The organism is Endozoicomonas sp. ALD068 (genome assembly GCF_049310145.1).
In the GTDB taxonomy this organism is placed as follows: domain Bacteria; phylum Pseudomonadota; class Gammaproteobacteria; order Pseudomonadales; family Endozoicomonadaceae; genus Endozoicomonas_A.
Window position 1 is genome coordinate 1,987,308 of record NZ_JBLYNU010000004.1, and the last position, 24,512, is coordinate 2,011,819.

The 24,512-nt window shown below is 46.1% G+C and carries 23 protein-coding genes, 1 tRNA gene and 2 pseudogenes; 12 read left to right on the plus strand and 14 right to left on the minus strand.

Going from position 1 to position 24,512, the window contains the following annotated elements; all coding sequences use genetic code 11:
* Positions 1-63 precede the first annotated feature (63 nt).
* The 3 genes and pseudogenes from ACO6V5_RS07090 to ACO6V5_RS07100 all read right to left on the minus strand — a co-directional run.
* The gene (locus tag ACO6V5_RS07090; RefSeq protein WP_422408917.1) at positions 64-2,910 is read right to left on the minus strand and encodes a hypothetical protein; all 2,847 of its coding nucleotides are present in this window, start codon (positions 2,908-2,910) and stop codon (positions 64-66) included.
* Between the two features lie 222 nt (positions 2,911-3,132).
* Positions 3,133-4,740, minus strand: a complete 1,608-nt coding sequence (locus tag ACO6V5_RS07095; RefSeq protein ID WP_422408919.1) for a hypothetical protein — start codon at positions 4,738-4,740, stop codon at positions 3,133-3,135.
* A gap of 336 nt (positions 4,741-5,076) precedes the next feature.
* A pseudogene (locus ACO6V5_RS07100) lies at positions 5,077-5,463 on the minus strand (sugar phosphate nucleotidyltransferase); the annotation flags it as partial.
* A gap of 103 nt (positions 5,464-5,566) precedes the next feature.
* Between ACO6V5_RS07100 and tnpA the strand changes: the two are divergent.
* The gene (gene tnpA / locus ACO6V5_RS07105) at positions 5,567-6,019 is read left to right on the plus strand and encodes an IS200/IS605 family transposase (protein ID WP_422408921.1); all 453 of its coding nucleotides are present in this window, start codon (positions 5,567-5,569) and stop codon (positions 6,017-6,019) included.
* A 54-nt stretch (positions 6,020-6,073) separates the two neighbouring features.
* Here tnpA and ACO6V5_RS07110 read toward each other — a convergent pair.
* A pseudogene (locus ACO6V5_RS07110) lies at positions 6,074-6,280 on the minus strand (sugar phosphate nucleotidyltransferase); the annotation flags it as partial.
* Between the two features lie 234 nt (positions 6,281-6,514).
* Between ACO6V5_RS07110 and ACO6V5_RS07115 the strand changes: the two are divergent.
* Complete coding sequence (locus tag ACO6V5_RS07115; protein WP_317141597.1) at positions 6,515-6,844, plus strand: MarR family winged helix-turn-helix transcriptional regulator; 330 nt, start codon at positions 6,515-6,517, stop codon at positions 6,842-6,844.
* A 181-nt stretch (positions 6,845-7,025) separates the two neighbouring features.
* Here ACO6V5_RS07115 and ACO6V5_RS07120 read toward each other — a convergent pair whose 3' ends face one another.
* Positions 7,026-7,328 carry a high-potential iron-sulfur protein gene (locus tag ACO6V5_RS07120; RefSeq protein ID WP_422133719.1) on the minus strand — a complete coding sequence of 101 codons (303 nt, stop codon included), beginning with the start codon at positions 7,326-7,328 and terminating at the stop codon, positions 7,026-7,028.
* 196 nt (positions 7,329-7,524) lie between these two features.
* Between ACO6V5_RS07120 and ACO6V5_RS07125 the strand changes: the two genes are divergently transcribed.
* The 6 genes from ACO6V5_RS07125 (at position 7,525) to ACO6V5_RS07150 (ending at position 13,387) form a co-directional block, all read left to right on the plus strand.
* Complete coding sequence (locus ACO6V5_RS07125) at positions 7,525-8,610, plus strand: hypothetical protein (RefSeq protein ID WP_422408923.1); 1,086 nt, start codon at positions 7,525-7,527, stop codon at positions 8,608-8,610.
* A complete protein-coding gene (locus ACO6V5_RS07130) occupies positions 8,607-9,737 on the plus strand; it encodes a tyrosine-type recombinase/integrase (RefSeq protein ID WP_422408925.1) in 1,131 nt (376 codons plus the stop codon). The genes ACO6V5_RS07125 and ACO6V5_RS07130 overlap by 4 nt, the downstream gene beginning before the upstream one ends.
* 67 nt (positions 9,738-9,804) lie before the next feature.
* Positions 9,805-10,827 (plus strand): protein DA1, encoded by a 1,023-nt coding sequence (locus ACO6V5_RS07135; RefSeq protein ID WP_422137932.1) that lies wholly within the window; start codon positions 9,805-9,807, stop codon positions 10,825-10,827.
* 344 nt (positions 10,828-11,171) lie between these two features.
* Complete coding sequence (locus ACO6V5_RS07140; protein ID WP_422408927.1) at positions 11,172-12,854, plus strand: hypothetical protein; 1,683 nt, start codon at positions 11,172-11,174, stop codon at positions 12,852-12,854.
* Between the two features lie 111 nt (positions 12,855-12,965).
* A complete protein-coding gene (locus tag ACO6V5_RS07145; RefSeq protein WP_422408972.1) occupies positions 12,966-13,169 on the plus strand; it encodes a protein DA1 in 204 nt (67 codons plus the stop codon).
* A 26-nt stretch (positions 13,170-13,195) separates the two neighbouring features.
* Positions 13,196-13,387, plus strand: coding sequence for a hypothetical protein (locus ACO6V5_RS07150; protein WP_422133712.1), 192 nt, complete (start codon positions 13,196-13,198; stop codon positions 13,385-13,387).
* Positions 13,388-13,512: 125 nt separating this feature from the next.
* Here ACO6V5_RS07150 and ACO6V5_RS07155 read toward each other — a convergent pair.
* A tRNA-Cys gene (locus tag ACO6V5_RS07155) sits at positions 13,513-13,586 on the minus strand.
* Positions 13,587-13,782: 196 nt separating this feature from the next.
* On the opposite strand from ACO6V5_RS07155, the gene ACO6V5_RS07160 reads away from it, so the two are divergent.
* Positions 13,783-13,980 carry an L-serine ammonia-lyase, iron-sulfur-dependent, subunit alpha gene (locus ACO6V5_RS07160; protein ID WP_422408930.1) on the plus strand — a complete coding sequence of 66 codons (198 nt, stop codon included), beginning with the start codon at positions 13,783-13,785 and terminating at the stop codon, positions 13,978-13,980.
* 26 nt (positions 13,981-14,006) lie between these two features.
* Here ACO6V5_RS07160 and cyoD read toward each other — a convergent pair whose 3' ends face one another.
* From cyoD to ACO6V5_RS07180, 4 genes are read right to left on the minus strand one after another with little or no spacing between them, the layout of a single operon-like run.
* Positions 14,007-14,309 carry a cytochrome o ubiquinol oxidase subunit IV gene (gene cyoD / locus ACO6V5_RS07165; protein WP_422137930.1) on the minus strand — a complete coding sequence of 101 codons (303 nt, stop codon included), beginning with the start codon at positions 14,307-14,309 and terminating at the stop codon, positions 14,007-14,009.
* A gap of 9 nt (positions 14,310-14,318) precedes the next feature.
* Positions 14,319-14,921, minus strand: coding sequence for a cytochrome o ubiquinol oxidase subunit III (gene cyoC / locus ACO6V5_RS07170; RefSeq protein WP_422133710.1), 603 nt, complete (start codon positions 14,919-14,921; stop codon positions 14,319-14,321).
* On the minus strand, positions 14,918-16,918 hold the full coding sequence (locus ACO6V5_RS07175; RefSeq protein WP_422133709.1) for a cbb3-type cytochrome c oxidase subunit I: 2,001 nt from the start codon (positions 16,916-16,918) through the stop codon (positions 14,918-14,920). The genes cyoC and ACO6V5_RS07175 overlap by 4 nt, the downstream gene beginning before the upstream one ends.
* A gap of 3 nt (positions 16,919-16,921) precedes the next feature.
* The gene (locus ACO6V5_RS07180; protein WP_422137929.1) at positions 16,922-17,815 is read right to left on the minus strand and encodes a COX aromatic rich motif-containing protein; all 894 of its coding nucleotides are present in this window, start codon (positions 17,813-17,815) and stop codon (positions 16,922-16,924) included.
* A gap of 352 nt (positions 17,816-18,167) precedes the next feature.
* Here ACO6V5_RS07180 and ACO6V5_RS07185 point away from each other — a divergent pair, with 352 nt between their 5' ends.
* Positions 18,168-18,584, plus strand: coding sequence for a hypothetical protein (locus ACO6V5_RS07185; protein WP_422133707.1), 417 nt, complete (start codon positions 18,168-18,170; stop codon positions 18,582-18,584).
* Between the two features lie 45 nt (positions 18,585-18,629).
* Here ACO6V5_RS07185 and htpG read toward each other — a convergent pair whose 3' ends face one another.
* Complete coding sequence (gene htpG, locus ACO6V5_RS07190; protein ID WP_422133706.1) at positions 18,630-20,543, minus strand: molecular chaperone HtpG; 1,914 nt, start codon at positions 20,541-20,543, stop codon at positions 18,630-18,632.
* 153 nt (positions 20,544-20,696) lie between these two features.
* Positions 20,697-21,407 carry a DUF599 domain-containing protein gene (locus ACO6V5_RS07195; RefSeq protein WP_422133705.1) on the minus strand — a complete coding sequence of 237 codons (711 nt, stop codon included), beginning with the start codon at positions 21,405-21,407 and terminating at the stop codon, positions 20,697-20,699.
* A 317-nt stretch (positions 21,408-21,724) separates the two neighbouring features.
* Between ACO6V5_RS07195 and ACO6V5_RS07200 the strand changes: the two genes are divergently transcribed.
* Both ACO6V5_RS07200 and ACO6V5_RS07205 read left to right on the plus strand, forming a co-directional pair.
* On the plus strand, positions 21,725-22,123 hold the full coding sequence (locus ACO6V5_RS07200) for a hypothetical protein (protein ID WP_422133704.1): 399 nt from the start codon (positions 21,725-21,727) through the stop codon (positions 22,121-22,123).
* A 59-nt stretch (positions 22,124-22,182) separates the two neighbouring features.
* Positions 22,183-22,959 (plus strand): class II glutamine amidotransferase, encoded by a 777-nt coding sequence (locus ACO6V5_RS07205; RefSeq protein ID WP_422133703.1) that lies wholly within the window; start codon positions 22,183-22,185, stop codon positions 22,957-22,959.
* Positions 22,960-22,980: 21 nt separating this feature from the next.
* Here the strand turns inward: ACO6V5_RS07205 and ACO6V5_RS07210 are convergent, their stop codons facing one another.
* Both ACO6V5_RS07210 and ACO6V5_RS07215 read right to left on the minus strand, forming a co-directional pair.
* Positions 22,981-24,069 carry a potassium channel family protein gene (locus ACO6V5_RS07210; RefSeq protein ID WP_422137927.1) on the minus strand — a complete coding sequence of 363 codons (1,089 nt, stop codon included), beginning with the start codon at positions 24,067-24,069 and terminating at the stop codon, positions 22,981-22,983.
* Entirely contained in the window at positions 24,053-24,502 is a 450-nt protein-coding gene (locus tag ACO6V5_RS07215) for an NfeD family protein (protein ID WP_422408936.1), read from the minus strand. The genes ACO6V5_RS07210 and ACO6V5_RS07215 overlap by 17 nt, the downstream gene beginning before the upstream one ends.
* Between the last annotated feature and the right edge of the window lie 10 nt (positions 24,503-24,512).

Here is a 24,512-nt window from a genome sequence, read left to right on the forward strand (position 1 = left end):
CTGTTGAACATTATGCCCTTCTGGCATCTAAGCCTGCAATTTGGATAAATCGCATCTCTATATCTATACACTTTCATGCTCGAAAACAGCCGCAATTGCTTCAGATCGTTGATCGAAAGGCATTTGCTCAATGGTTTGAAGCTCCCTGTTTTTAACAGAGTCAATCACCGCAGTGGAAGTCGGCTCTTCTGTCGCCTCATGTCCCATGGCTCGAATACGTTCAAAGGTTTTGTCCATGTTTGCCTGATGCGTCTCTTTTAAATGGGCTTGCAGCTCGCGCTTCTGACCAAAATTAGTCCGACAGGCAAGGCAGAATGTCTTATGGAGGTATAACCCCTTCATTTTCCTTTTATCCAGGGGAATGAAGTTGTTATCCTTTCCAGCTGCTAGGTCATGAAGGTGTTTATTAAATGATTCAATATTGTGATAGACCTCCTGACATGGAATTGCCTTAAATGACTTAGGCGTTGCAGACTGCAGAGTGTCCGGTTTAAACAGTGATCTTGTCTCTTGTGGCTTTTTCTGCAAATAGCTAACAGCAGCAGCTGCCTGTTCCGGGTTTTTATCAAACCAGTCAAGGATTTTAGTAGTGCTTATTCGGGAGGCCGGATTGTCAGCATGGTGTTTATAAAGTTGTTGGAGCACTTTATTATATTTCAGTTGCCCGGCAGGTAGTGCTGAATGTCGGTGACGTCGTTGTTTTTTTGCGGGAGAGTTTACTTTTTTACGAAATACTTCGGTTATAAACTTGCGCTGGTCCTTATCAATCACGAATTCTGAGCGGTGTTTTTTCTCACACTGGCTTCCATCCGTGAGCATGTGCTCAAAAACAGTGATTTTAGCTGGATGGGGGAGGGTGCTTTTATCAGGATCAACAGGGGACTTTGTGCGTTTTCTGTAATTTGGGTTGTGCCTCTGTGCTGCGGGAATGGCTATTTGCTTACCTTCGACCAACACAGGAGTGCCTTCTGTACAGAAATTTTTAGCATAAAAATCCTTAACGCTTTTAGCAATTCTTTGTTTCAGGACGTGATCTCTGTGTTTGTTCTCTCTTATGGCAAGTCTCCGGTTCAAGCCATCTCGACATTCACAAAGATAACGGGTTGCTTCGCAAACAGTACACGTTGAACAGCGGCAAGTAATAAATTTACTTTGTTGTTCCCTCAGTTTTTCGTGCTCATCGGCCAGATCTGAAGGCTCCGAATCCTGTGTCAGTGTCAAGTCTTCCAATAGTTTTGGAATGGCAGTGCTCTCAGCATAAGCGCGGCTCATTTTCCAGTACCGTTGCTCAGCAATGGGTAATTCATCAAATACCTTAAGCAACTGGCTCAACTGCAAAGCCGTTACTTTAAAGGGAATAGGGATGCCAATATGTTGTTCAATGGCCAGTTTTTGTTCCTTAAGGTGACTAATGTATTGTTTGCGCTCTCGATAATATTCTTCTCCGTAGCTGATATTGCCCTGATTATCCTTTGTTACTGCAAATCCCTGCTCTTTGAACTGCTTTTTAATGAGTTTAGATTTCTCTTTTTTAATCTGCTTTGTCGTAGTTTTAATGGCCTCAATGAACCCTTGTCTGGCTTTCAGTCGTCTTTGTTCTTTTTGGAATGCTTTGAATTCTTCTGTTCCTAAAAACAGTTTCTGATTGTTGGGATTAGTATAAAACTGAGACAGTATTTCTTTTACTTGCGGAATAGGAGGTAACGTTTTCCATTCAGCCAGTTGTATTGGACGCGCCAACTGTTTAGTGGTGCTGTCGAAATAGTCTCCATTAGCAATCTCTTCACTGAGTGCATTACTTCTCCAGCTGACCACTGATCTATAGTTCATCAGGTAGTTATAAATGCCATCAAGGTAATGTAAGGTAAGGGCAATATTAGGGATGATCTCGGCCTCGACCGCTTTGCAAACCTTATCTTGCTGGGTTGGATCCTGCCACTGAGAATACAGGGGAGTCAGTTTATCGGTCTCGTCAATAAAGGCCCTGCCAATCATCAACTGAAAGGTTTCAAGTTTATGATCAGTCCATAACGATGGGTTTGCTACCAGCATAAAAGCAAAAGCGCCGATATCATAAGTCGATGAGATGCCTTTTTTCAGCTCCCGTTGAATGACTTTTTCGAATTGTTCTTTTCGACTGGCTCCTTCGTCTTCGTATGCGAAGGTATTGTCAGATATTTCCTTGGTAAAGAAAATCAGCAGATGGCAGACTCTGTTCATAGTGCATGCATTGTTCTTATCCACAGCACCGAACCAGATGTCTTTGACCAGACGGAAAAATGCCAGATATCCTAACGGTGATGGTGCACCCCTATAGCTTCGATAGTGGTCGGAGCAAACCTCCGACGTAGAATCGAAGTTAAACTTCACGTCACCTTTTAACACCAGTTCTGGCCAGTTTCTTTTAATATATCGAGCTTGCTCTTTGAGTTCAGGAGGCCAACCGTCGACAATGGTTGCAATTTCCTCACTATTGGGCCACAAGGTGGCATAGTGTTTGTCAAGTTTCTCGGCTACATCATTATTGACTGACTCTGCAAATTTTGTCAGTGCCTCGGCCAGCCGGGCTTTACCCTGAACGCCTGGTGTCCGTTTAATAGCTTCACTGAGCTGGTCAAAAAGAGGAAAACGACCAGTGCGCGAGCCCGAATCCAAAAAGTGGGATATAGCTTCATAGGTGGGGGTAATGTTTCTCTCTTGAAGTGTTTTCTCTGCTGCACTGATTTCTCGTTGTGAAAATCCCCGAATCTTCAAACTCTGTATTTCAAGTGGCTCTGTTGTAGAGGTATTTCGTGAGTGAAAAGTACTGGTTATTGATGCAGAATCCTCCTCCGAGTCACTCAGACCCACTAACCAGAACCTTTCATTCTGATCGGTTGTACTTCGATTTAGCGTCGATGAAATATCCATTTAAATTTTCTCCAATCTTTAACTGCCTCTGTTAATGACCAAAGTGGGCAACACTCAAAGAATTGCTGGTAACCCTCTGTGAAAAAAGCCATAAAACTGCAGAGTGGCCATAATAGCGAAGTTGAATTACCCTCTATGGGTACTTGTAAATATTGACCAGTGAATTAAACAAAAGTTCCATAAAATGAATAAAATAAAAGTTCCATTTTCTCCAATCTTTATTCAGGCCGGATCGTTATCAGTGGGCTGGCTCGGGCTACTCTCACTGTCACCCGGAGGCTTGCCACTCAAGTTAAGCTGCAGTTTTTCGGCCAATTCATGTTTACGCATCAACTCCCACACTTTTACCTGAGCCTGGTCAAAGTCAAAATTGCCAGATGGCTCACATTGTGCTGCCTCGTCGGCATCTTGCCCTTTATTTCTCAGAGCCAGCAGCCGTGCTTCAGCCACACAGTACCGTCCAGCTGCCTGTTCACAAAGACTCAGGGTCAGGTCAAGGTTGGGAATAGTCGAAGCTCCAAATTCATTAAGCGGGTTTCTCGACCTTAGCGCTTCCAGCATAGAGCATGCTTGCGTCTTTTTTTCATAGGTCTGTTCTTTCAGCGAGCTTGCAAGCCCTATGATAATATTTTGGCATTCACTAACACTCAGCGTGAACGGGCCTTCGTTCAAAATGTCTCGGAATAATCCTTCCGCATGTCTGAAATTTTGTTTTTCTAGTTCTATGAAAGCTTCACGCATTCTATCTTTAGCGGTAGTCTTGTTTTTACTTGTTACGGGATCTGTTGTGAAATCTGCTCGATTGACTCCTTTCCTGACGTAGATTTGCACCTGCGTACAGCTTAACAAAGTCCCTCGCATAAGAGTTTTATCACGCAATTCATAGTTTTCTCTGAGAAACTCTATTGTCTCTTTTGACACAGACAAAAAATGATCCTGTTGGTCGTCATCTTCGACAATAATGAGAACAACCACTTTATTTAATGCTTCCGATTCAGTGTATTTTTTTACTAGAGGAAAGCTAATACGATGCCCCGGCAAGTCAGGGAAACTCATAAATAATACTGAGTTCTTATCAAAAAATAAGGGAGTAATATCATCGCCCGTCAAATCCTTATCATTTACCTTCAGAAAAGGAGAAAGAGCTTTCTCTGCTAAGCCATGATCTTCTTTATCGTAGAGACTTCTGGCAGGTGAATAGTCGTAAGGTCTCACAGTAAAGCCTGCCATGGCAAATAGCGCACTGTGATAACAAAAAGGCCCTGAGCCCGCATCAATGATAACATTGTCTTTTGGATCTAGATTTAAGTTGTCCTCCAGAAAACAGCGAATCTCATCAAACTCGGACGGCAATAATGGAGCATATGTTACTATGTCCCCAGCTAAAAGAGCTTTACGTTCAGCCATAAACTTATGATATTGGATTAATCCAACTATTGAGTCTTCTGAAATATCACAAATATCACGGCATTCGCCCGGTCTATTGCTAACCTCAAACTTCTTGCCGGGATGAGCTTCCGCCTTAGAGATTTCTTGCCAGTAAATAAGACCAATACTACTGACATCAGTAAAATCCAGTTTTGGTTTGCGTTCAGCCGCTTTACAAGCATTTACATCGAAAGCAACTGCTCTGGAGGAAATTTCGATCTCTTTCTGTCTTGTTGCAGGGTCAGGTGTGAAATCTGCTTGATTGATTCCAGATGGCTCACCGCTGACAGGCCTTACGGTTTTGCATGAAGCATTGCCATAATTCTCATTACCATCGTTTTTAGCACTATAACCAGACTGGCTTGGTCCCGGATTACATGAGGTGTTAGTTAATCTGTCCATCGTTTTATTCTCTTGGCTTTATCCATGATGAAGGAAAGTTACCCTCTACAGGTACTTACGCTTGTTGACCAGTGAATAAAAAAAAAGTTCCGTAAAACAAAGGAAAAGGGTCTTGAATCTTGAATAGTTCCAAGGAAAAAGTATCTTACGTGCAGGTAAATTTGCTTTAGGTGCACATTGCGGCTACATGACTCGAAATTTATAGAATATGAACCTTGATGCGGAGGAAGGAGGAAAGCTCCATAAGCCAGCGTAAGTTGAAAGCCTCATTATATATTTAACATAATATATATTATGCGCAATTTAAGGATATCAAGAAGTCATCAATAGATGACTGCCCGGAGGTGTTTCTCTGAGGATGTCGAAGATATCCGGCGTTAAAATATAGCGACCAATAGCTTGATCATTTCACCGCTGATAACCCCATATTTGCAGGCCTCTTCGGCAGGCACTTCCGCGATGGCGACAATACTGCAACGGAACTGTTTGTACAGGTTAACCATCTGGGGCAGAACACCTTTTCCATCAAGGTTGATACAGAGGTCGTCGGCTAAGACGACAGCGAACGGCTCATCTCCAATCAAAGTTTCTCCGGTCAGAATGGCATGACCCAGTCCTTTCATTTCACGCTGACGTGTATAGGAGAATGTACATTCGTCCATCAAACCCCGAATACCCGAAAGGGTTTGTTCCCTGGATCTGATGTTCCAGTTCATAATTAATCATTAGGTAAACCCCCGGCTATGCCGGGGAGACTCGCATAGGTTATACCGAGGCTTCGGTAGCTAACCTCAAAGGTTCCGCCAAGAACCAAGAGGTTTAACTTATGCCAGACTACAAAAGTCTGACTCATACTCGTTGGGATTGTAAGTATCACATTGTCTTTATTCCCAAAAAAAGGCAAAAGGTTATTTATGGGAGCTTGAGAAAATTTCTGGGAGCCATTTTCCACGATCTTGCCAGTCGCAAAGGGTGTGAAATTGTGGAAGGGCATTTGATGCGAGATCACGTTCATATTTGCATTAGCATTCCGCCGAAATACTCTGTTTCCAATGTTGTTGGCTATTTGAAGGGTAAATGCGCAATAGCTATTGCGAGACACTTCAAAGGTAAGCAGAGGAATTTTTCTGGTGAGCATTTCTGGGCAAGAGGGTATTTCGTCAGCACAGTAGGTCTTGATGAAGATGTGGTTAGGGAATATATCCGAAATCAGGAGAAAAATGATGAAACACGAGATCAGCTGAAACTTGGTTTTGACGCGCGCCCTTGGGCGCAATAAAAGCCCTTTGAGGGCGTCACCTAATAAGCCTCCGGCTCTGCCGGAGGTCATTTAACTTATATTAAAGTGGTCGTCCAAAGCCCGTTTACCACGTCCTGTAACGATGCAAATCTCATGCAAATCACCTTGCAGGGCTTCATCAACGCCGTACTCAATAAGGGGTTTGTTTACGATAGGCATCATTTCCTTGGGCATGGATTTGGTCGCAGGCAGAAAGCGTGTCCCGTAACCAGCAGCAGGAAAAAGGCATTTTTTGATCATGGATTAATAGTAGCCTTACTTGTTTCAAAGCGTAACAGCTATGCTACCTTTGCATTAAAATAGACGACCTGACTCTTAAAATTTGCCAGATCAGTATAAAACTGTCTAATATTTGTTCTGGTACCTCTGTTGTTGCACCCGTTGTGCAGTATGCTTTAGAGGCCGAAAAATAAGAAGTATACGACGCCTTAAGTTCACAGCGCGCCCATAACCTAACCTAAAGGTAGATTAATAATGACATTAAAAGGTCTGATTAAACTTACCCACCTGCTTCAGGAATACCCACTTACCATTATCCAATGGCAGATCCTGCTGGTAGTGGCTGAGAATCCTGGCGAAACCATAACTGACCTGGTGAATGCTGAAAAACTGACCTGTGGCACACCCAGCGATATTGCTGTCAGTGTGAAGCGTCTGGGCGAAGGCCGCCATGACCGCCCTGGTCTGGGTCTGATCAAAAAGGCTCAACATGAGGACGACGGTCGTTATTTCAAACTAACCTTAACTCCCAAAGGTAAAAAGCTGGTCGAAAAAGTAAAATCCAAAGCTCGCTATATTAAGTGACCCTCCCTTTGGGCTCAGGAATGCTGCTAGCGGGTATATTAGCAAGTACGACTTTCCAGCTTGAGCCCTTACTGCGGTTTATATTGCGCCCGACTCTGATGGTTGTACCGGACGCATCGTTCTACCTGCTATAAAGTCACTCTTCAGATAGCCCCGAACAACGAATCGTTGAAAGGGTAAATTATTTCGGTTTTGCTACCCAGGCTGTGCACCAACCACCCTCCTCTACTCTGCGACCAGCAAAAAGTGTACAGCCATTATTCTTACTAGCCTCAAAGAACATACAGTTTTTGCAGATATCCCCTTCCTTATATTTTGGATTGCCCTTGGCCTCAGAAGCCTCCTTCACGTAGTTGAGAGCTTTTGCCTGTGGATCGTCTTCCTGAACTTCACCAGCGGCTGCTGGTTCCGCAACAGTATCCATGGCAACCAGTGGGATTAAGGTGCAAGCCAACCCAAGCTGCATAAACTTTCTTCTATCCATTTTCAGTCCTCATCGTATGTCATTCATCAAAATAGTTTTGTACGCATTCAGATTTAAAGCAGATCTTTAGAATTTTCGCAAAAACTATTACTTACTACCGGTAAGTTCAGTTACCGGTAGTAGATAAAGAACTTTAATACTATTAATACCAGTATTATAATACTGGTATTAATAGTATGTTCCCGGGTAAAAAATCATGGATAACAAAGCCAATAGCGAGAACCAGAAGGAAATTCAGCGCAGAGAGCTGGTTTTCAGAGTCCTCGACGATCTCAAGACCAGAGGAGAACGAATTAATGCCGATAAACTGGCCCGCATTGCCAAAATGGGGAAACAAACGGTTTTGCCCTATTACAATGAGTGGCGCTTTCTGGATGACGCCCAGAAAGAGACAAACGAAGAGCTACCTGCTGATCTTGTGCGTGTTCTGAAACGCTCTCTAATCCAATGGAAACATGATGCAACCGCCTTGCAGCGTGACTTTGAAGATCAAGCCAATCAGGAAATTGACGAGCTGCAACAGGTAGTACAGCAGTTCTCTGAAGAACGACTGGCCCTGAAACACCAACTGGAGCAACTAACGGCTGAAAATGAGGTGCTACAAGAAAATGGAAAGAAGCTGATTCAGCAACAATCAGAGCATGAGAAAAGCATCATTCAATTGAAGGAACAGCTAAACGCAGAGATCGAAAAAAATAACAAGCATGAAGAAACTCTGGCTTGCAATAAAAAAGAACATACCAATGCCCTCTCCTCTCTAGAGACTAAGCTCGACAGTCAGTACCAGGCACAAATCAACCACTGGATCAAAACCGTAGACAGTGAACGTCGGCTAAGAACAGATATTGAATCCAAGCTGGAGAAACAGAAAGAATACGGATTGGCTGCCGAGAGGGCGCACAATGAAATTCAATATCGATTGGAAGCCAAGTCTAAAGCCCATTTGGAAGCTTGCGAAGAGAGGAATCATTACAAAGCCATTGTTAAAGAATCAGATCCGCAACTTCAGGCTATTAAAGAGCTGGCACTACTTATGAACCTGCCTGTTGAAGCCATTACCAGCGCAGTGCGACAGCTTATGGATACAGAACAAAAGGCCCGACATAACGAGGATGTCATCAAAGAGTCCAGAAGGCATCAAGCTGACCTTGAGCAAAAGAACCGGGAGCTACAGGAAGAACTTGATTCAACAAAAGCACTGGAGCGCGAAGTTGAACGACTTAAAGGCTATAACGATGCTCTAAAGCTGTCTATTGAACAAAGCAAAGAGAGCAGGCCATGAGTTTACCAGCGCTCTCAAAACTTCTGCTACTTCCCGGGGGCAACCATCCAAACCATCAGTCCGACTTATCGTCGTTCAATGCTGATATGACCGGCGCTGTCAATGACAGTGAGATTCTTACTTTGTTTCTGAACAAATCTGCAGCCCGCTCCAGCGAGACGCTCAGACGCTATGAAAGAGAAATCCTGCGTTTCAGCGCCTGGTTGTATCAGGATATGGGGGCAACTTATAAAGAGGTTCGGCTGAAGCATCTTCAGATGTATCTTCATCATGTACAAAATCTGCCAGATCGCTGGCTAAAGAAAGGTATTATCCCAGGACAACCAGAAAGAATACTGTTTAAGGCATCCATCAAGCCCGGAAAAAGCACTGATCAGGTCATAGACGTACTCTCATCTTTCTTTTCTTTTCTGGAGAAAAATCGATACACACCGGGCAACCCGGCTGTTTCATTGATTCGTTCCGGCGAAAAGCTCGCCAGGGGCACTTCTATTGTCCGCTTTTTTCATGAAGAAGAATGGCAGCATTTACTGAACTGCCTTGAGCTGCAAAGGCATAGTGAGCGCATCTCTGAATCAGAGTTAGCAAGAACACGCTACATCATTATGCTGGGCTACAGTCTCGGACTTCGAGAGTCTGAACTGACCGGACATAGCTGTAATGATATTCACCCGGATATTGAAGGCGGCTATTTTCTCAGTATTCTGGGGAAGGGTCGAAAACGTCGTCAGCTGCCACTGAATAACAAGCTTATTGAAGAGATCAAGGCGTTCAGGCAAAGGTTTCACTATGAAGGCCTGTTGGGGGACGACTTCCCATTAGCTCCCAGAACACGCAAAATTCAGGGCAAAATGGGCGGACTTTCCTCCAGAGGATTACGTTTCTGGTGGCAGAGCTTTATGGACTTCTGCGCTTATCAAGCAAACGGGATGGCTATCAGGGCAAGTCGATTCAAGGCTATGCCTTTCCACGCTCTGCGACATACTGCATTGACACACCTTGCCCGTCAGATGGACATAGAAGATTTGGCCATTTTTGCAGGTCATGACTCGATCAATACCACCAGCCAGTACTACCACACTGAAGCCAAGAGATTGAAGCAAATGACTGCAACCCATTTTCTCTGAATCATCAACAGCTTTAACCTGCTCCTGCTAAAGTTATTGAGTAAGCATCACATGGCCAGGGAAGGACATGAATTTCTGCAAGAGCTGTCGAAAGCCAATCCACGGAAATGGTCTGGAAGCCCTTGGTAGTCATTGGCACACACATTGTTTTAACTGTCGAACCTGCAAAAAACCGCTTTTGAACAAACCGTTTGTTGGCTTTAATGGCCGTCCTTTTCATCCAAGATGCCTGAAATGCCCCGGATGCCGGAAGACCATCAAAGACAAATACATAGAAAACGATGGCATGCCCTGGCATCTGGACTGCTACCTGAAGCAGCATCATCCCCCCTGTGCTGTCTGCCGCAAACCCCTCGGTGAACAATATTTGATGGATTTTTGGGGCAATACCTTCTGCGAGACCCATCAGGACTACACCAATTGTTCAAGTTGCGGCCGCATAGTCTGCAAAAACATCACCGATGGCGGCATGTCTTTCCCGGACGGTCTGGTGATCTGCAACCTCTGCAATCTTCACGGTGTAGTTTCTCAGGAAGAAGGGGACAGAATCATGGAGCAGATGCGCTCTGCCCTCTCCTCTGTAGGATTGAATTTGCATCAATCCAAAACCCCACTGACACTGTGCGGTCGTGATGAACTCAGGGAAGCCAGCCGACATAACTTTCATAATGAAAGGCCAATACTGGGTCTGGCACGATGGAGTATCTCTACGAAAGCCAATGGTCAGGTCATTGCCCGAGAGTTCAACGATATTCTGATCCAGAGACATCTGCCAGAAGAACATTTCCGGACCGTAGCCATCCATGAATTAACCCATGCCTGGTTCTTCTACAACAACTATCGCGACCTACCACTGGAAGTTGAAGAAGGTATCTGTGTCATGATGGAGTACATATGGTTGAAAAGTCAGGATACAAAGGACGCAGAATTCCGGAGAATGGCGATAGAAAACAGCGATGATCCTGTCTACGGCCTTGGTTTTCAGAAGGCCAAAGCTTCACTGAAATTAATGCCTTTGAAAACACTGCTGCAATTCATCAAAGAACGGAAAACGTTCCCTACCCGTTGGAGCGCATTCTTTTATCATTAAGTCAGGACAAAAAAACAGATGTCGTTCTATACACCATTGTCGGGAGTCCGTGCACAGTCTGATTGGATAAGTATAAATACAACACCTAGACTTCCTACCGACTTCACCAGTCCCAAGCTCTAAGGATAGTGGTTAAAACAGTGTATTGAGGGTTAATTACAGTGCTGCTATCAAGAAACCGTCCATTAACATTGTCTAGGCGGTGAACTCTACTGCCGCAAGGCTAGGACGGTGTGTAAGCACCAAAAATAGAGTGATGGCTTGCTCTAACGGTCTGGGCGACCCCAGCAAGTCAACATTTCTCCCCGCACTAGAAGTACGGGGTATCCAGTTGAGGAAAATCGATGATCAAGCAGCAACATTATCTGGCTCAGTTAATCGCTTCTGTATTCCTTTTACAACCCTTAAGCCTTCAGGCTCAATCCACAACTTCTCCTGCTTCAACAGTCCCTACAACGGCATTGTGTGAATCCCTCAGAGGGCAAACAGCGGGGGTTGATAAACGACTGGACGAATACAGTAATCTTGTTCGCGGGCGAAACTGTACCTTGCTCAATGCCGATCAGACAAGAGATATGGCTGAGTTGATCAACCGGATTCCTGAGAACACCGTGATACTGCTTTCCTCCAACACTGCTACTCCTACAATGACACCTTCCCCATCAACAGCTTCCCCTCTGCCTGATAAAATCTCAGTTAAGTACGGCATTGAAAATTATATAGTTTTGAAGGATGGCCAGGACATTATTGGTGCTGCCGATGAAGGTTTTGAAATCGTCATTACGCTTCGGCCAAATTATCGTCGTACAGTTATGATCTGGGTTGGAGCTACTGATAACTTCAATTTTGGAGAAACAAAAGACAGTCATATAAGCCATATTACTTTCCTGCCAAGTAGACCTATGTTCGCCCCGGAGGATATCATCATTGTTGCAGCTGCGTGCTCTAACCGGAGGCTGATTGTCGAAAACAACGTATTCCATCTCCCTAAATGGGCTGCAGTTTATCTTGATTGCAGAGAACCTCTGGATGCATCGATTGACTCCACTCAATCTGGCCCGGGTCTGAGGTTTGCCAATAACACGGTCATAGGTGATACCCTCAACGTGTCGATTACCGACGCTATTCCCGGGGAAGCGGTGTTTATTCATCTTCCTGCCATCAAGAACCAGTCGCAAAGACTGGAGATTATCGGGAACACATTGCAGGGCAAAATGGCCGACGCAGCTGAGTTTATTCTTGGATCCGGAACCCGTGTGAATATCTTCAGAAACAAAGTCAACATCTCTAATAGTGGCTTCGCACCCCGAGATGACCCCTGGTTACTAATACCAAGGGGAGGAGGCTTCGTTCTTACAGGTCATACAGAGAACAATGCCGAACGTCCTCTTTTTAACCTGGCAGGCAATCAGATTCAGGTGACAGAGACCGCTTTAATCGTCAAAGCACCACTTGAACTGGCCTTTGCCTGTAATCACCTGCAAGGACACAGTCCGTGGCGACAAATCGAGGAACAATTCAGCCTGAAAGCGGCTGATCCGTTCCTGTTGAGAAATGAGTGCGAAAGGTTGACACCCAACTCATCCGTTGTTACGGCATCACCTGCCCTCTACGCCATCAACCAGATGATCAATACCTGGACAGCCATCAAAGGTTCCACAGCGACTGCCTGCAGCGGACTGATCAATCTCGAAGATCATTTATACTTCGACTCGGAAGTCTGCCCGGTAAACATGACAAACTACGCTTTTGTTAACAACGCAGTATCCAGTACCTTTTCAAATTCAAGCTCCATTATTAATTCAAGCTACGTTATCAATTCAAGTTCCATTATTAATTCAAGTTCCATTATTAATTCAAGTTCCATTATTAATTCAAGTTCCATTATTAATTCAAGTTCCATTATTAATTCAAGTTACAGTATGGATTCGAGTATCAGCAAGGTACCCACTTCATCTGTGGGTAAAGCCATAGTCGATACTGGTTTCGGTATTATAATCACACTGGCTCTATTACTGATTCTATAATCTGCATCGAGACAAGACTTAGTCTCATCCTTCTGGTCGTTCTGTCAGACTTACAGTCTAAATCGTTAAGCCAGCCGAAGTAACTTTCATAATGAAAGGCCGATACTGGGTCTGACCCGATGGAGCACCTCTACAACAGCCAATGGTCAGGTGATAGCCAGAGAGTTCAACGATATTCTGATCCAGAGGCATCTTCCAGAAGAACATTTCCGAACCGTAGCCATCCATGAATTAACCCATGCCTGGTTCTTCTACAACAACTATCGCGACCTGCCACTGGGGGTTGAAGAAGGCATGTGTGTCATGATGGAGTAAGTACCTGGTTAGGTACTTATATCTGGTTGAAAAATCAGGATACAAAAGACGCAGAATTCCGCAGAGCAGCAATAGAAAACAGTGACGATCCTGTTTACGGCCTCGGCTACAAGAAGGCCAGGGCTTCCCTGAAATTAATGCCCTTGAAAACCCTGCTGCAATTTATCAAGGAACGGAAAGAGTTCCCAAGCCGCTGGGCTGCTTTCTTTTACCACTAAGTTAGTGGCCAACGCCTCTTGAACTCATCATAAGCCTGGAAAATAGATAATCAACTGACATGCTCCGGCATCGAAGCCCCATATATTTTGCCATGGGTGAAAGATTAGATTCTTAAAAAAGAGAATGGAGGCGAGTACCGGAGTCGAACCGGTCTAAATGGAGTTGCAGTCCACTGCATAACCGCTTTGCTAACTCGCCGTAATGGATCGATTTTCAGATAAAAGTCTTTAAAACCAACAACTTCCAAAATATTGAAGTATTTTATGAGAGAACACGCCAAATGACAATGCTTTTTTAAGGCAATATTTGAACCCGACATATCGGGCGCAGAAGCAGGCTGTCAGGCAGAGGTGGGATCTGCCTGTTCCAGATCCCCTGCATCGAGCGAAATGGTATGGCGGCTATCAAGGCAATCACTGCTGCTCGTCTGGCTATGCCTGTTGACGGTACTCACGCGGTATCACTCGATAGCTGCATCGAAACCATATATCGCACCGGTCTTGATCTGCGGGCCAAATATCTTGAAACCCCAATGAGAGGTTCGGCTATATACGCCAGGAAAGTGAAAGAATATAACGCGATTGTCGCTTGACTCTTTAGGCTGCAGCCTTCTGCGACTTACATCATTCTGAAGTTCAGATCAAACAATATCCAGATGGTCCCACCCACCATAATGAAAATCAGAACTCCGGCAAAAAACAGCGCTGTCAGATAGTCTCTGCCCGTACGCCTGAGGGTGATGTTTAAAAAAAAACGCAAGTGAACCAGCACCTGAATCAAGGCACACAGTGCAATAATGGCAAACAGTATTTTGGCCGGGAAAGCTGAGGACCAGACGACCCAGAAAGGGATGACCGTCAGAACGATCGCCAGAACGAACCCTGCTAGATAGTCCTTCAGGCTATGTTCATGTGCTTGCACGGCTACCTCCTATATGAACACCGGTAGGTAAACGACAGAAAAGATCCCTATCCAGACAATATCCAGAAAATGCCAGAATAAACCGAGGCGATACAACCTGGAGCAGACCTGGGGCGTCAACCCTTTCATAAAAACCTGCGACACCATCATCAGGATGCCAAGCATGCCAATGCTCACATGGATGCCATGGGTAGCAACCAGTGTAAAAAAAGACGACAAGTAACCACTGATTTGAGGCCCACCCCCCTCTCCGATCATTTCTGCAAATTCGGCGATTTCCAGAGAAACAAAAGTGACACCAAAAACGAGGGTAATGATTAACCAAAGCATTACAGTCGGTCGTTTTTTATGCATAGCTGCCAACCAGGCAAAACCAAATGTGACACTGGAGATCAACAGGCAGGCGGTTTCAAGAAAGACATGTTTGAGATCGAAAAGTTCAATGGGCTCAGGTCCGTTGGCAGTATTTCTGAACATACTGACATAGGTTGCAAAAAGCAGCGCGAAGATAACCGCATCCGTCATCAGATAGAGCCAGAAACCGAATTCCCGGTTATCAAGGTACTCTTCAAGATGTTCAGCCATGGCTTGTTGGAGCGCATTCTGATTCATACAGGCCCTCCTCTGGGTGAGAGACTTTCAGCAGACATTAACTGAGCCTTTCGTTTGCTCTCAATGGCCATGACAGCTTCTGATGTAAAGATCTCCTCTTCATGATCATTAGAACTTCTAACGATCAATACTGTTACCGCACCGACCATGGCGAGGATGGCCAACCACCATAAATACCAGACGAAAGCAAACCCTACTAAAAATCCAAACAAACCAATATAAACGCCAGCTCCGGTATTAGCGGGCATTATGATGGCGCTGTATTGATCAGGAAAATAATAGGCTTCCCCTTTTTTTTTCATTTCCCAGAAGGCATCGACAGAGTTGACTTTGGGTATCACAGCAAAGTTATAGGGTGCTGCCGGTGAGGAGGTGGCCCACTCAAGAGTTCTGCCATTCCATGGATCACCGGTTAGATCCCGATGTTGATTACGGTCTCTGACACTAACGTAAAACTGCATAAAGACACTGTAAATGCCAACCAGTACAAAACATGCGCCTGCAAAAGCCACCAGCAGAAAAGGTTGCCAATCAGGCTGGGTGTATTGTTCAAGCCTCCTTGTCATACCCAGAAGCCCGAGGGCGTAGAGTGGCATAAAGGCGAGATAGAAACCGATCAACCAGCAGGAAAACACCATCTTGCCCCAGAACTCATTAAGTCTGAAGCCAAAGACCTTGGGGAACCAGAACTGAGTGCCTGCAAAGTAACCAAACAAGGCGCCGGGTATCAGCATGTTATGAAAGTGCGCTACTAAAAAGGTGGTGTTATGCATCTGGTAGTCTACCGGAGGAATTGCCAGCAAGACTCCGGTAATACCCCCTATTACAAAGGTAATAATAAAACCGATGGTAAACAGCATAGCGGGATGAAAAACAATCCGCCCCCTGATCATAGTAAAGAGCCAGTCAAATATTTTAACGCCTGTGGGAACAGCAATAATCATTGTGGCAATACCGAATATGGCGTTGACGTTTGGACTGGAGCCCATAGTAAAGAAATGATGTAACCATACTGTAAACGACAAAAGTCCTATAGCCATGGTGGCGTAGACTAACGAATGATAACCAAACAGCCTTTTCCCGGAAAACACAGCAGTTACTTCAGAGAATACACCGAAAGCAGGCAGAATCAGAATGTAGACTTCAGGGTGTCCCCAGATCCAGATCAGGTTGGCAAAGTTCATCATATTGCCACCCAGCTCATTGGTAAAAAAGTGCATCCCCACTGTCCGGTCCAGCCCCAGCAGAGCCGCCACTACGGTCAGGGCAGGAAAAGCAAACGCCATCAGAATACTGGTGCAGAGTGTGGTCCAGACAAACAATGGCATCTGCATCAATTTCATGCCAGGAGCCCGGCATCTTAGAATGGTCGTTATAAAGTTAATTCCGGTCATCGTACTGCCCACACCACTGACAAGCAGTGCCCAAATCCAGTAATCGACACCAACTCCCGGACTGAAACCAATACCTGAATAAGGTGGATACCCGGTCCAGCCCGCTGTCGAGAACTTGCCCAGAACCAGGGAAATTCCCACCAACCCGGCACCTGCAGCAGTCAGCCATAAACTGACCGAATTCATGAAGGGAAAAGCCACATCTCTGGCGCCAATCTGCTGGGGAACAACGATATTGATCAGGCCAGTAAGAAACGGCATGGCCATAAAAAAGATCATGATAGTGCCATGGGTAGTAAAAATTTGCTCAAAATGCTCTGGCGGCAAATACCCATCATTGTTGAGAGCAATCGCTTGCTGGGTTCGCATCATGACGGCTTCAATAACCCCACGGACAAGCATGACCAGTGCCAGCAAGATATACATGACCCCGATTCGCTTATGATCGACACTGGTCAGCCATTCTTCCCACAAATATCGCCACTTGCCTGCCCAGGTCACGGCCAGAGCCGTCAAAAGCACAGCCATCACGGTAACAAGAGCGCCTCCCATAGCAACCGAGCTATAGAACGGCAGTGCATCAATGGTCAATCTGCCTAACATGGCTTACTCCAGACTTCCGGTTTTTTGCAGGGGTAAGGCACCGCTTGCTCCGGTGTATTTAGCAATGATTCGACTGAACAGCTCCGGTTCAACCCAGGAGTAGTACTCTACCGGGTACTTTGTTTCCGGCCTGAGGAGCTTCTGATAACTCATTGAGTCCAGTCGTTTGTTTGCTTTTTTGACGTTATCGAGCCATTGTGTAAAGTCACTTTCAGAGAGTGATTGAACGTCAAACACCATATGAGGAAAGCCCCGGCCACTGAACTGGGTATTTCTTCCAGTAAAACGACCTGGCTCGAAGGCTTTGAGGTTCAGATGAGTGGTCATCCCGGCCATGGCATAAATTTGGCCACCCAGCGCAGGGATAATGAAGGATGTCATGACCGTGTCTGAAGTAATTTCAATATTAACGGGTCTGTCACTGGGAAAAGCCAGTTCATTGACTACCGCTACCTGCTGGTCCGGGTAGATAAATAGCCACTTCCAGTTCTGAGCCACTGCCTGAACCCTGAACGTTTTCTCATCACTGACCAGAGGTTTGTAGGGGTCGAGTTGGTAGGTGTAAATCACAACAAGAACACCGATCACAACGATAATGACCAGTGGACCGGCCCAGATAAACAGTTCAACGAAAATGGATTTGTGCCAGTCTGGCCGATAGGCCCCTTTGCCATTGGCTCGATAACGCCAGCATGACCAGAAAGTGATCAGGTAAACGGGCAGCAAAGTAAAAAGCATGATGGCTGTCGCGAGGAATAACAGATTCCGCTCGGTTTCAGCAACCGGACCTTTTGGATAAAGAATGGGAGATGACTGCATGCTGCAGCCAGAAATGAGAAGAATCGCTAACAGGACAGTCAGCCATTTTGACAAAAATACGGTACGGACGGACTTCATGAAAGAATGCCACTGTCACAGGGAACTGGTGAGAAAAACCCGTTTCAGCCTTAATACAGCGTAGATCAAAACTGGAAACAATGAACTGAACTGGCAGTAATTTTGTCAAGTTAGCCCTAAGTCTAATCGATCAAGGTCGTATACTGCTCAAGGAGTCCTCTCCACTATTCTGAGTGCGAACATTGTAATGACTAAACGAATGGAGGGACCAAAGGTACGAGGGAGGTGTCGCTTATGAATCAACCGACCGAATGATAACGAACCGGTTATCTAACTTACGAAACAGGACCAAAACAGCATTAAAAAACTCTACAATCAAACAGGGATTAAAACGAACAGGGAGGTATCGTTTATGAAAGTAGAAGGACAACAACTATCTGGAAGACCGTATCAGTCTGAGACTGACAACCTTCCGCAAACCGCCAGTGGTCGTACCTATAATCGGGACGTTCAATCCAGATCCAGTCTGGACAGCCTGCTTTATATACTGGCGGAGTTTCTTGAAGACATGGCTCTGGAGTTTAAGCCTATCAGCAACTATCTGTGTCAGGTGTTAACACTTGAGAACTTTATAAAAGCCGCCAATAAACTCAGACATGAGGCAGAACAGGCCAGTATTGATGTCAAAATGAACAATACGGACTCAAAATTCAAGCGCCTTGAATTGAAAGCTAGAAAAGAGATGAACGAGTTCAGGCACGATGTCAAAAACCGATGGTCAGAATTGAGGCATGACTTTAAGGCAGGGTGGAAAAAACTGGACAAGTGACAGTTGAGAGCTGGAACTTAGATTAAGCTCCAGCTCCAATATTTGTTAGCCTGCCATTTCTAACAGGAGTTTGTTCAAACGCTGAACGTAGCTGGCAGGATCATCCAGCTGGCCACCTGCAGCCAGCTTGGCCTGATCAAAGACCACACGACACAGATCAGCAAAACGATCTTCATCTGCTTCCTGGTCCAAACGGTTAATCAGAGGGTGCTCAGGATTGATCTCAAAGATAGGCTTGGATTCAGGCATGGCCTGACCCGCAGCTTCCATGATCTTACGCATTTGGGCGCCCATATCCTGTTCACCTACGACCAAACAGGCGGGTGAATCCGTCAGACGGTGCGTTACACGGACTTCTTCAACCTGGTCCAACAGGGCATCCTTGATGCGCTTGAGCAGATCTTCTTTCTCCTTGGCACTTTCTTCCAGGGCTTTCTTGTCGCCTTCATCGTCCAGTTGACCCAGATCCAGATCACCACGTGCGATGTCTGCAAACTGTTTGCCATCGAATTCGTTCAGATGCGACATCAGCCACTCATCGACACGGTCGCTCAGCAGAAGAACTTCGATTCCCTTCTTCCTGAACACTTCCAGGTGAGGACTGTTGGCCGCCGCATTGTGGGTTTCTGCAGTGATGTAGTAGATCTTGTCCTGACCTTCCTTGATTCTGGAAACATAGCCTTCCAGAGATTGGTCCTGGTCACTACCCTTGCTCTCGGTAGAAGCAAAACGCAGGAGTTTGGCAACTTTCTCACGGTTTGCGAAGTCCTCAGCAGGGCCTTCTTTTAATACCTGACCAAACTCTTTCCAGAACTCTGCATACTGCTCTTCTTCCTTCTTGGCCATTTTTTCCAGCATGTCCAAAACACGCTTGGTCAATGCGGCTTTCATGCTGTCGACAGCAGGGTCTTTCTGAAGGATTTCACGCGATACGTTCAAGGAGAGATCGTTAGAATCCACCACACCCTTAATGAAACGCAGGTACATGGGCAGGAATTCATCGGCCTGATCCATGATGAATACGCGCTGAACGTAGAGCTTCAGGCCTTTCTGCATATCACGATTATAAAGATCGAAGGGAGCTTTGGCAGGAATGAACAACAGGCTGTTGTATTCCAGCTTGCCTTCAACACGGTTATGACTCCACTTTATAGGGTCAGCAAAGTCATGACTGATGTGTTTGTAGAACTCTTTGTACTCTTCATCAGTAATATCAGAACGGGAGCGAGTCCACAGGGCCTTTGCGGTATTAACCGTTTCCCACTCAGGCGCCTTGTCTTCCTCCTTTTCCTCTTCTTCTGAAGGCATCTCTTGCTTGACCATCAGAATTGGCATGGAGATATGGTCAGAATACTTGCGAACAATGTTGCGCAGACGCCAGCCGTCAGCAAACTCTTCGGCATCGTCCTTCAGGTGCAGGATGATGGAGGTGCCACGTTTTTCTTTGCTGATCCCTTCAACGGTGAATTCACCGGAGCCGTCGGATACCCAACGGACGGCTTGCTCAGCCGGTGCATCCGCCTTGCGGGTTTCAACGGTGACCTTATCAGCGACAATAAAGGCAGAGTAAAAACCGACGCCGAACTGACCAATCAGCTGAGAGTCTTTCTTCTGGTCACCGGTCAGCTGTTGCAGGAAGTCAGCGGTGCCGGACTTGGCAATGGTACCCAGGTGAGCAATAACATCCTCACGGTTCATACCAATGCCGTTATCAGCGACGGTAACGGTTTTTGCTTCCTTGTCAAAATCAACACGAATATCCAGATTGGGATCACTTTCCAGCAAACCATCATTATGCAACGCTTCAAAGCGCAGTTTGTCAGCAGCATCTGAAGCGTTAGAGATCAACTCCCGCAGAAAGATTTCGCGATTGGAGTACAGGGAGTGGATCATGAGGTGAAGAAGTTGCTTGACCTCGGTTTGGAAACCCAGTGTTTCTTTTTTGGCTTCTGCAGTCATTTGGCCCTCTACATTGTTTTCTGCCAGTGGCCGTCGTTCAGAACCTTCTCATGAGCGATCAGCCTGATCATAAATTGCTTTGAAACTAATGTGGGGACAGGCTTTTTGATTTCAAGGCAGAATTCGAGAATTTTATGAATATTCTTTTGCCTGCTACTCCTTAGCAGTATCAGAGAGCGTATCAAGCACTTTGGAATGAAACTCCCGACGGTACAGAATAACCACCACCATGACCGTGCTGATGATAAAAAGTGACGGATGAATAAACCAGGACAATGTGGCCAGAGAAAAATAATAGGCCCGCAGGCCGTAGTTAAAGTGGTTGGCGGCCAGCGTCATGATAAAGCCCACCTTGTCCGCAAATACTTTCTGTTCCGTTTTATTACCACTGATATCCTGCATCAGAGGGGCACTCCCCATAAGAACACAGGTAAAGTTATAGAGTCTGAGACTCCAGGTAAACTCAAAAAAGGTATACACAAATATAACCAGCATGACCAAAACCTTCAGTTCCCAGAGTTCACGGGTATTGGTCGTCACAAAAGGCATAGCCGACAGAACGCCGACCGCTTCTTCTGATGCTGCAATTCCGGTGATCAGGCCCGCCATAACCAGAATACTGGTGGAAGCAAAGAAACTGACAGATGCCCGAAGGCTGGCGAGCAGACTGGCATCGGCTATCCGGTTATCCCTGCCAAGCAGCCGATACATCCAGTCTCGTCTGTAGAGTGCCAGAACGCTGGCCAGACATGCCGTTGCCTGCCCCCTTCGATAGGCAAAAATGGTATAGCCTACCCACAGTAAAATCAGTGACAGGAGTGCCAGCCAGTCAAACCAGGAGGCAACCCCAGATAGATTGACCATAGTCCGTCCTCTTGGGTTATTGTTGTCATTCGATAAAGCAGTATCTTCTATCTACCCCGATAGCCATGACTGCGAAGGCAATACCTGCCTCATGCCGGGAAAAGATCAAATTGCCGGAAACATATGCTAAAGTGGCCTCAAGTTAAGACTCTGGATTGCTTCAGGCGTAATATTCACGGGTTAACACCTGCATCAATATAGACTATTGTTTCAGTTTTTATCGGCCGACATCCCGGGATCAACCACCTGATTTTTTCTTATCGGCTATTTTCCTCCAGCTCTGGCTTAGCCCGGTGCCATCGTCAACAGGAGAAAGGATGACAAGTTCGCAATTTATTCTAGGCTGGACAATCTACCTGGCAGGTGCAATGGGTTGTCTGGTGTCGCTTATTATGATTACCGGAAGACTGCCTGCGCGCTTGAAGTGGGTACTGCGTTTTACAGCTGCTGCCCTGCTTTGCACACCCTGGTGGATAACCAGAGGCTCTGATCTGTTGTCTCCCGCGCTGTTTACAATGATATACGATGGCATGACCCACGGTTTTGAAGCCATGTCCAGAACAGGAATGATCATTGTGTTCGCCGCTGGATTAGCGGCCCTGATTGCCTTTGTCCTGCCCGTAAAGAAGTCAAACACAGACAAGAAAAAAACTGAGCGAGCTCCGAAACCCTCTGGTAGCGAGATACGATCCAAAAGGCAGGAACCCACCTGCTGACAGTTTTGTGAACCAACGGAACAAACAATGCCAAGAAACAATACTAACGGACAGTTGAGATGTGTGAACTGCTGGGCATGAGCGCCAACACACCGACCGACATTTGCTTCAGCTTCAGTGGTTTGATGCAGAGAGGCGGACGCACCGGTCCCCACAGTGATGGCTGGGGTATCGTCTTTTATGAAGGGGCGGGAGTACGTGAGTTTCGCGACCCCCATCCGAGCTGTGAGTCAGAAATCGCCAAACTGGTCAGGAATTATCCGATCAAGAGCGATATTGTGATCAGCCATATCCGTCAGGCGAATGCCGGACGGGTTTCTCTGGAAAACACCCACCCTTTTACCCGGGAGTTCTGGGGACGAAACTGGACCTTTGCCCATAATGGCCAGCTTAAAGGGATCAAGAAAAAACCGCTTTGCTATTACCGTCCGGTGGGCACCACTGACAGCGAATATGCTTTCTGCTGGTTAATGAGCCAGCTCAGGGAACGCTTTCCTAAACCCCCTGCACGGGCTGCAACCCTGCACCGCTACATTCATAAGCTGGCGTTGGAATTAAGAAAGCTGGGGGTGTTCAATATGTTATTAACGGATTCAAAACATCTTTATTGCTTCTGCTCGACCAAATTAAGCTGGATTACCCGAAAAGCACCTTTTGAAAAAGCGACTCTGAAGGATGATTCATTGAGTGTTGATTTTAAGCAGGTGACAACTAAAAACGATATTGTCACTGTAGTCGCCACCGAACCTCTGACCACCAATGAGAGCTGGAACATTATGAAGTCCGGAGAATTTATTGCATTCCGGGAAGGCCAGGTTCACTACCGTCATGAGTGAATAATGAATCGGGATGCCTTATTACTCCTTAATATCGCTCCAGCGAATTTCTCCGGAGCGAATTCTCTGTGCCGACATGTAGTAAACCAGTTGACCTGCTTTTACTCGCTGATCACCATTGGGGTTGAGAACCAGATCATCACCGGTGGCCGTCTCAGCGACTCCCAGAACAATAGCTTCATGCTGTTTTTTCATAAATTCCAGCAATCGATTGAACCTTACTCCCTCAAAATCTTCAGGGACTTTAACGCTGTATTGTGTGGGGCCAATCAACGTTGACAGAAGCTGCCCCTGGATTCGAGAAGAACCAGGGTCCTGAGCCGATCGCACCAGCATCTCCATGGAAATACTGGTATGACACTCCACTTGCGGACAATGGGACTTGAGCAGTTTGACCATATGTTCATGCTCAAACCAGGCCACAATATGAGCGGTTTTCGTCATTGCTGTTACGGTCAGGCAACTGGTCAGTGTTTTGTCATCGTTGGAGCGGTAAATGATGACCCGGTCGGCAGAAGTCACTCCGGCCCTGCTAAGCAGTTCATAATCACTCAGACTCTTGCCCTGAATAAACAAAACCTGATCAGGAAAAGGGTTGTCCATCTCTTCTGTGGCACAGAGCACTACCTTACGATCTTCTCTGCGGATATCACCGAAAATCAGTTCGATCATTCTGGCTGTCCTTTCAGGATGCCAGCCCAAAATCACTATATGCCCGGCCAATGCTGAATAATCGCCTTTCCCCTTCATGCCTTTTCTCCATAACTCGACAAAAAATGAAGACAGTTTGCCGAGAAAGCCGGCAAAAATCACCAAACCGCCCGGCATTACCAAAAGTGAAGCAGTCATTTTTCCGCCCGCTGTTTCTGGGGTGAAATCGCCATAACCCACCGTGGTTGCCGTGGCCACAAAATAATAAAACCAGATCTCCGGAGAAGTCAGTTCCTGTTCTCCGGACAGCCACATTAACAACCAGCTGCCAAAAAACAACAGCAGCAAAACAACAAGCAGTGCCAGCCAACTCAACTTCATCAGATTCTGAGTGATAAAGTGCAGGCTTGTTTTTATCGGCCCCACAGTTTGTTCTCCATGGTCAGTTATGTCTGTCAATCAGAAGTACCATCCCATCTGCACCAGTGACGATGACTGAGCAGCCTTTCTCAAGGTCTCCGGGCGCTTTGACGGACCAGAGGGTATCACCAACCCTGATCTTTCCCTGCCCACCGGGCAGGTCATTTTCCAGAACCAGCACCCGGCCGATCAATTGAGCAGAACGCTGATTTAACTGAGGGTAATCACTTTTTTCATTCACCCGACGGAAAAATTTCCAGTAAGCCACCGTAAAGATCAGGCTGCTCAATGCAAACCACACCAGTTGCCAGGCCCAACTGGTCTCAGGCAGCAGCCACACCAACGCTGCCAGTAGGAGAGCCGCTGCAGCACTGCCAAGAAGGAAGCCTCCTGCCCCAAGAGCTTCCAGACCCAGGCACAGGAACGCAACAATCAACCAATGCCAGGGTTGCAAAGTATTGAGAAAGTCCATTGATATACCA

Coding starts and splice junctions, on each gene's coding strand:
- ACO6V5_RS07090 (WP_422408917.1), bottom strand. CDS start 2,910: ATGGATATTTCATCGACGCTAAATCGAAGTACAACCGATCAGAATGAA.
- ACO6V5_RS07095 (WP_422408919.1), bottom strand. CDS start 4,740: ATGGACAGATTAACTAACACCTCATGTAATCCGGGACCAAGCCAGTCT.
- tnpA (WP_422408921.1), top strand. CDS start 5,567: ATGCCAGACTACAAAAGTCTGACTCATACTCGTTGGGATTGTAAGTAT.
- ACO6V5_RS07115 (WP_317141597.1), top strand. CDS start 6,515: ATGACATTAAAAGGTCTGATTAAACTTACCCACCTGCTTCAGGAATAC.
- ACO6V5_RS07120 (WP_422133719.1), bottom strand. CDS start 7,328: ATGGATAGAAGAAAGTTTATGCAGCTTGGGTTGGCTTGCACCTTAATC.
- ACO6V5_RS07125 (WP_422408923.1), top strand. CDS start 7,525: ATGGATAACAAAGCCAATAGCGAGAACCAGAAGGAAATTCAGCGCAGA.
- ACO6V5_RS07130 (WP_422408925.1), top strand. CDS start 8,607: ATGAGTTTACCAGCGCTCTCAAAACTTCTGCTACTTCCCGGGGGCAAC.
- ACO6V5_RS07135 (WP_422137932.1), top strand. CDS start 9,805: ATGAATTTCTGCAAGAGCTGTCGAAAGCCAATCCACGGAAATGGTCTG.
- ACO6V5_RS07140 (WP_422408927.1), top strand. CDS start 11,172: ATGATCAAGCAGCAACATTATCTGGCTCAGTTAATCGCTTCTGTATTC.
- ACO6V5_RS07160 (WP_422408930.1), top strand. CDS start 13,783: ATGGCGGCTATCAAGGCAATCACTGCTGCTCGTCTGGCTATGCCTGTT.
- cyoC (WP_422133710.1), bottom strand. CDS start 14,921: ATGAATCAGAATGCGCTCCAACAAGCCATGGCTGAACATCTTGAAGAG.
- ACO6V5_RS07175 (WP_422133709.1), bottom strand. CDS start 16,918: ATGTTAGGCAGATTGACCATTGATGCACTGCCGTTCTATAGCTCGGTT.
- ACO6V5_RS07180 (WP_422137929.1), bottom strand. CDS start 17,815: ATGAAGTCCGTCCGTACCGTATTTTTGTCAAAATGGCTGACTGTCCTG.
- ACO6V5_RS07185 (WP_422133707.1), top strand. CDS start 18,168: ATGAAAGTAGAAGGACAACAACTATCTGGAAGACCGTATCAGTCTGAG.
- htpG (WP_422133706.1), bottom strand. CDS start 20,543: ATGACTGCAGAAGCCAAAAAAGAAACACTGGGTTTCCAAACCGAGGTC.
- ACO6V5_RS07195 (WP_422133705.1), bottom strand. CDS start 21,407: ATGGTCAATCTATCTGGGGTTGCCTCCTGGTTTGACTGGCTGGCACTC.
- ACO6V5_RS07200 (WP_422133704.1), top strand. CDS start 21,725: ATGACAAGTTCGCAATTTATTCTAGGCTGGACAATCTACCTGGCAGGT.
- ACO6V5_RS07205 (WP_422133703.1), top strand. CDS start 22,183: ATGTGTGAACTGCTGGGCATGAGCGCCAACACACCGACCGACATTTGC.
- ACO6V5_RS07215 (WP_422408936.1), bottom strand. CDS start 24,502: ATGGACTTTCTCAATACTTTGCAACCCTGGCATTGGTTGATTGTTGCG.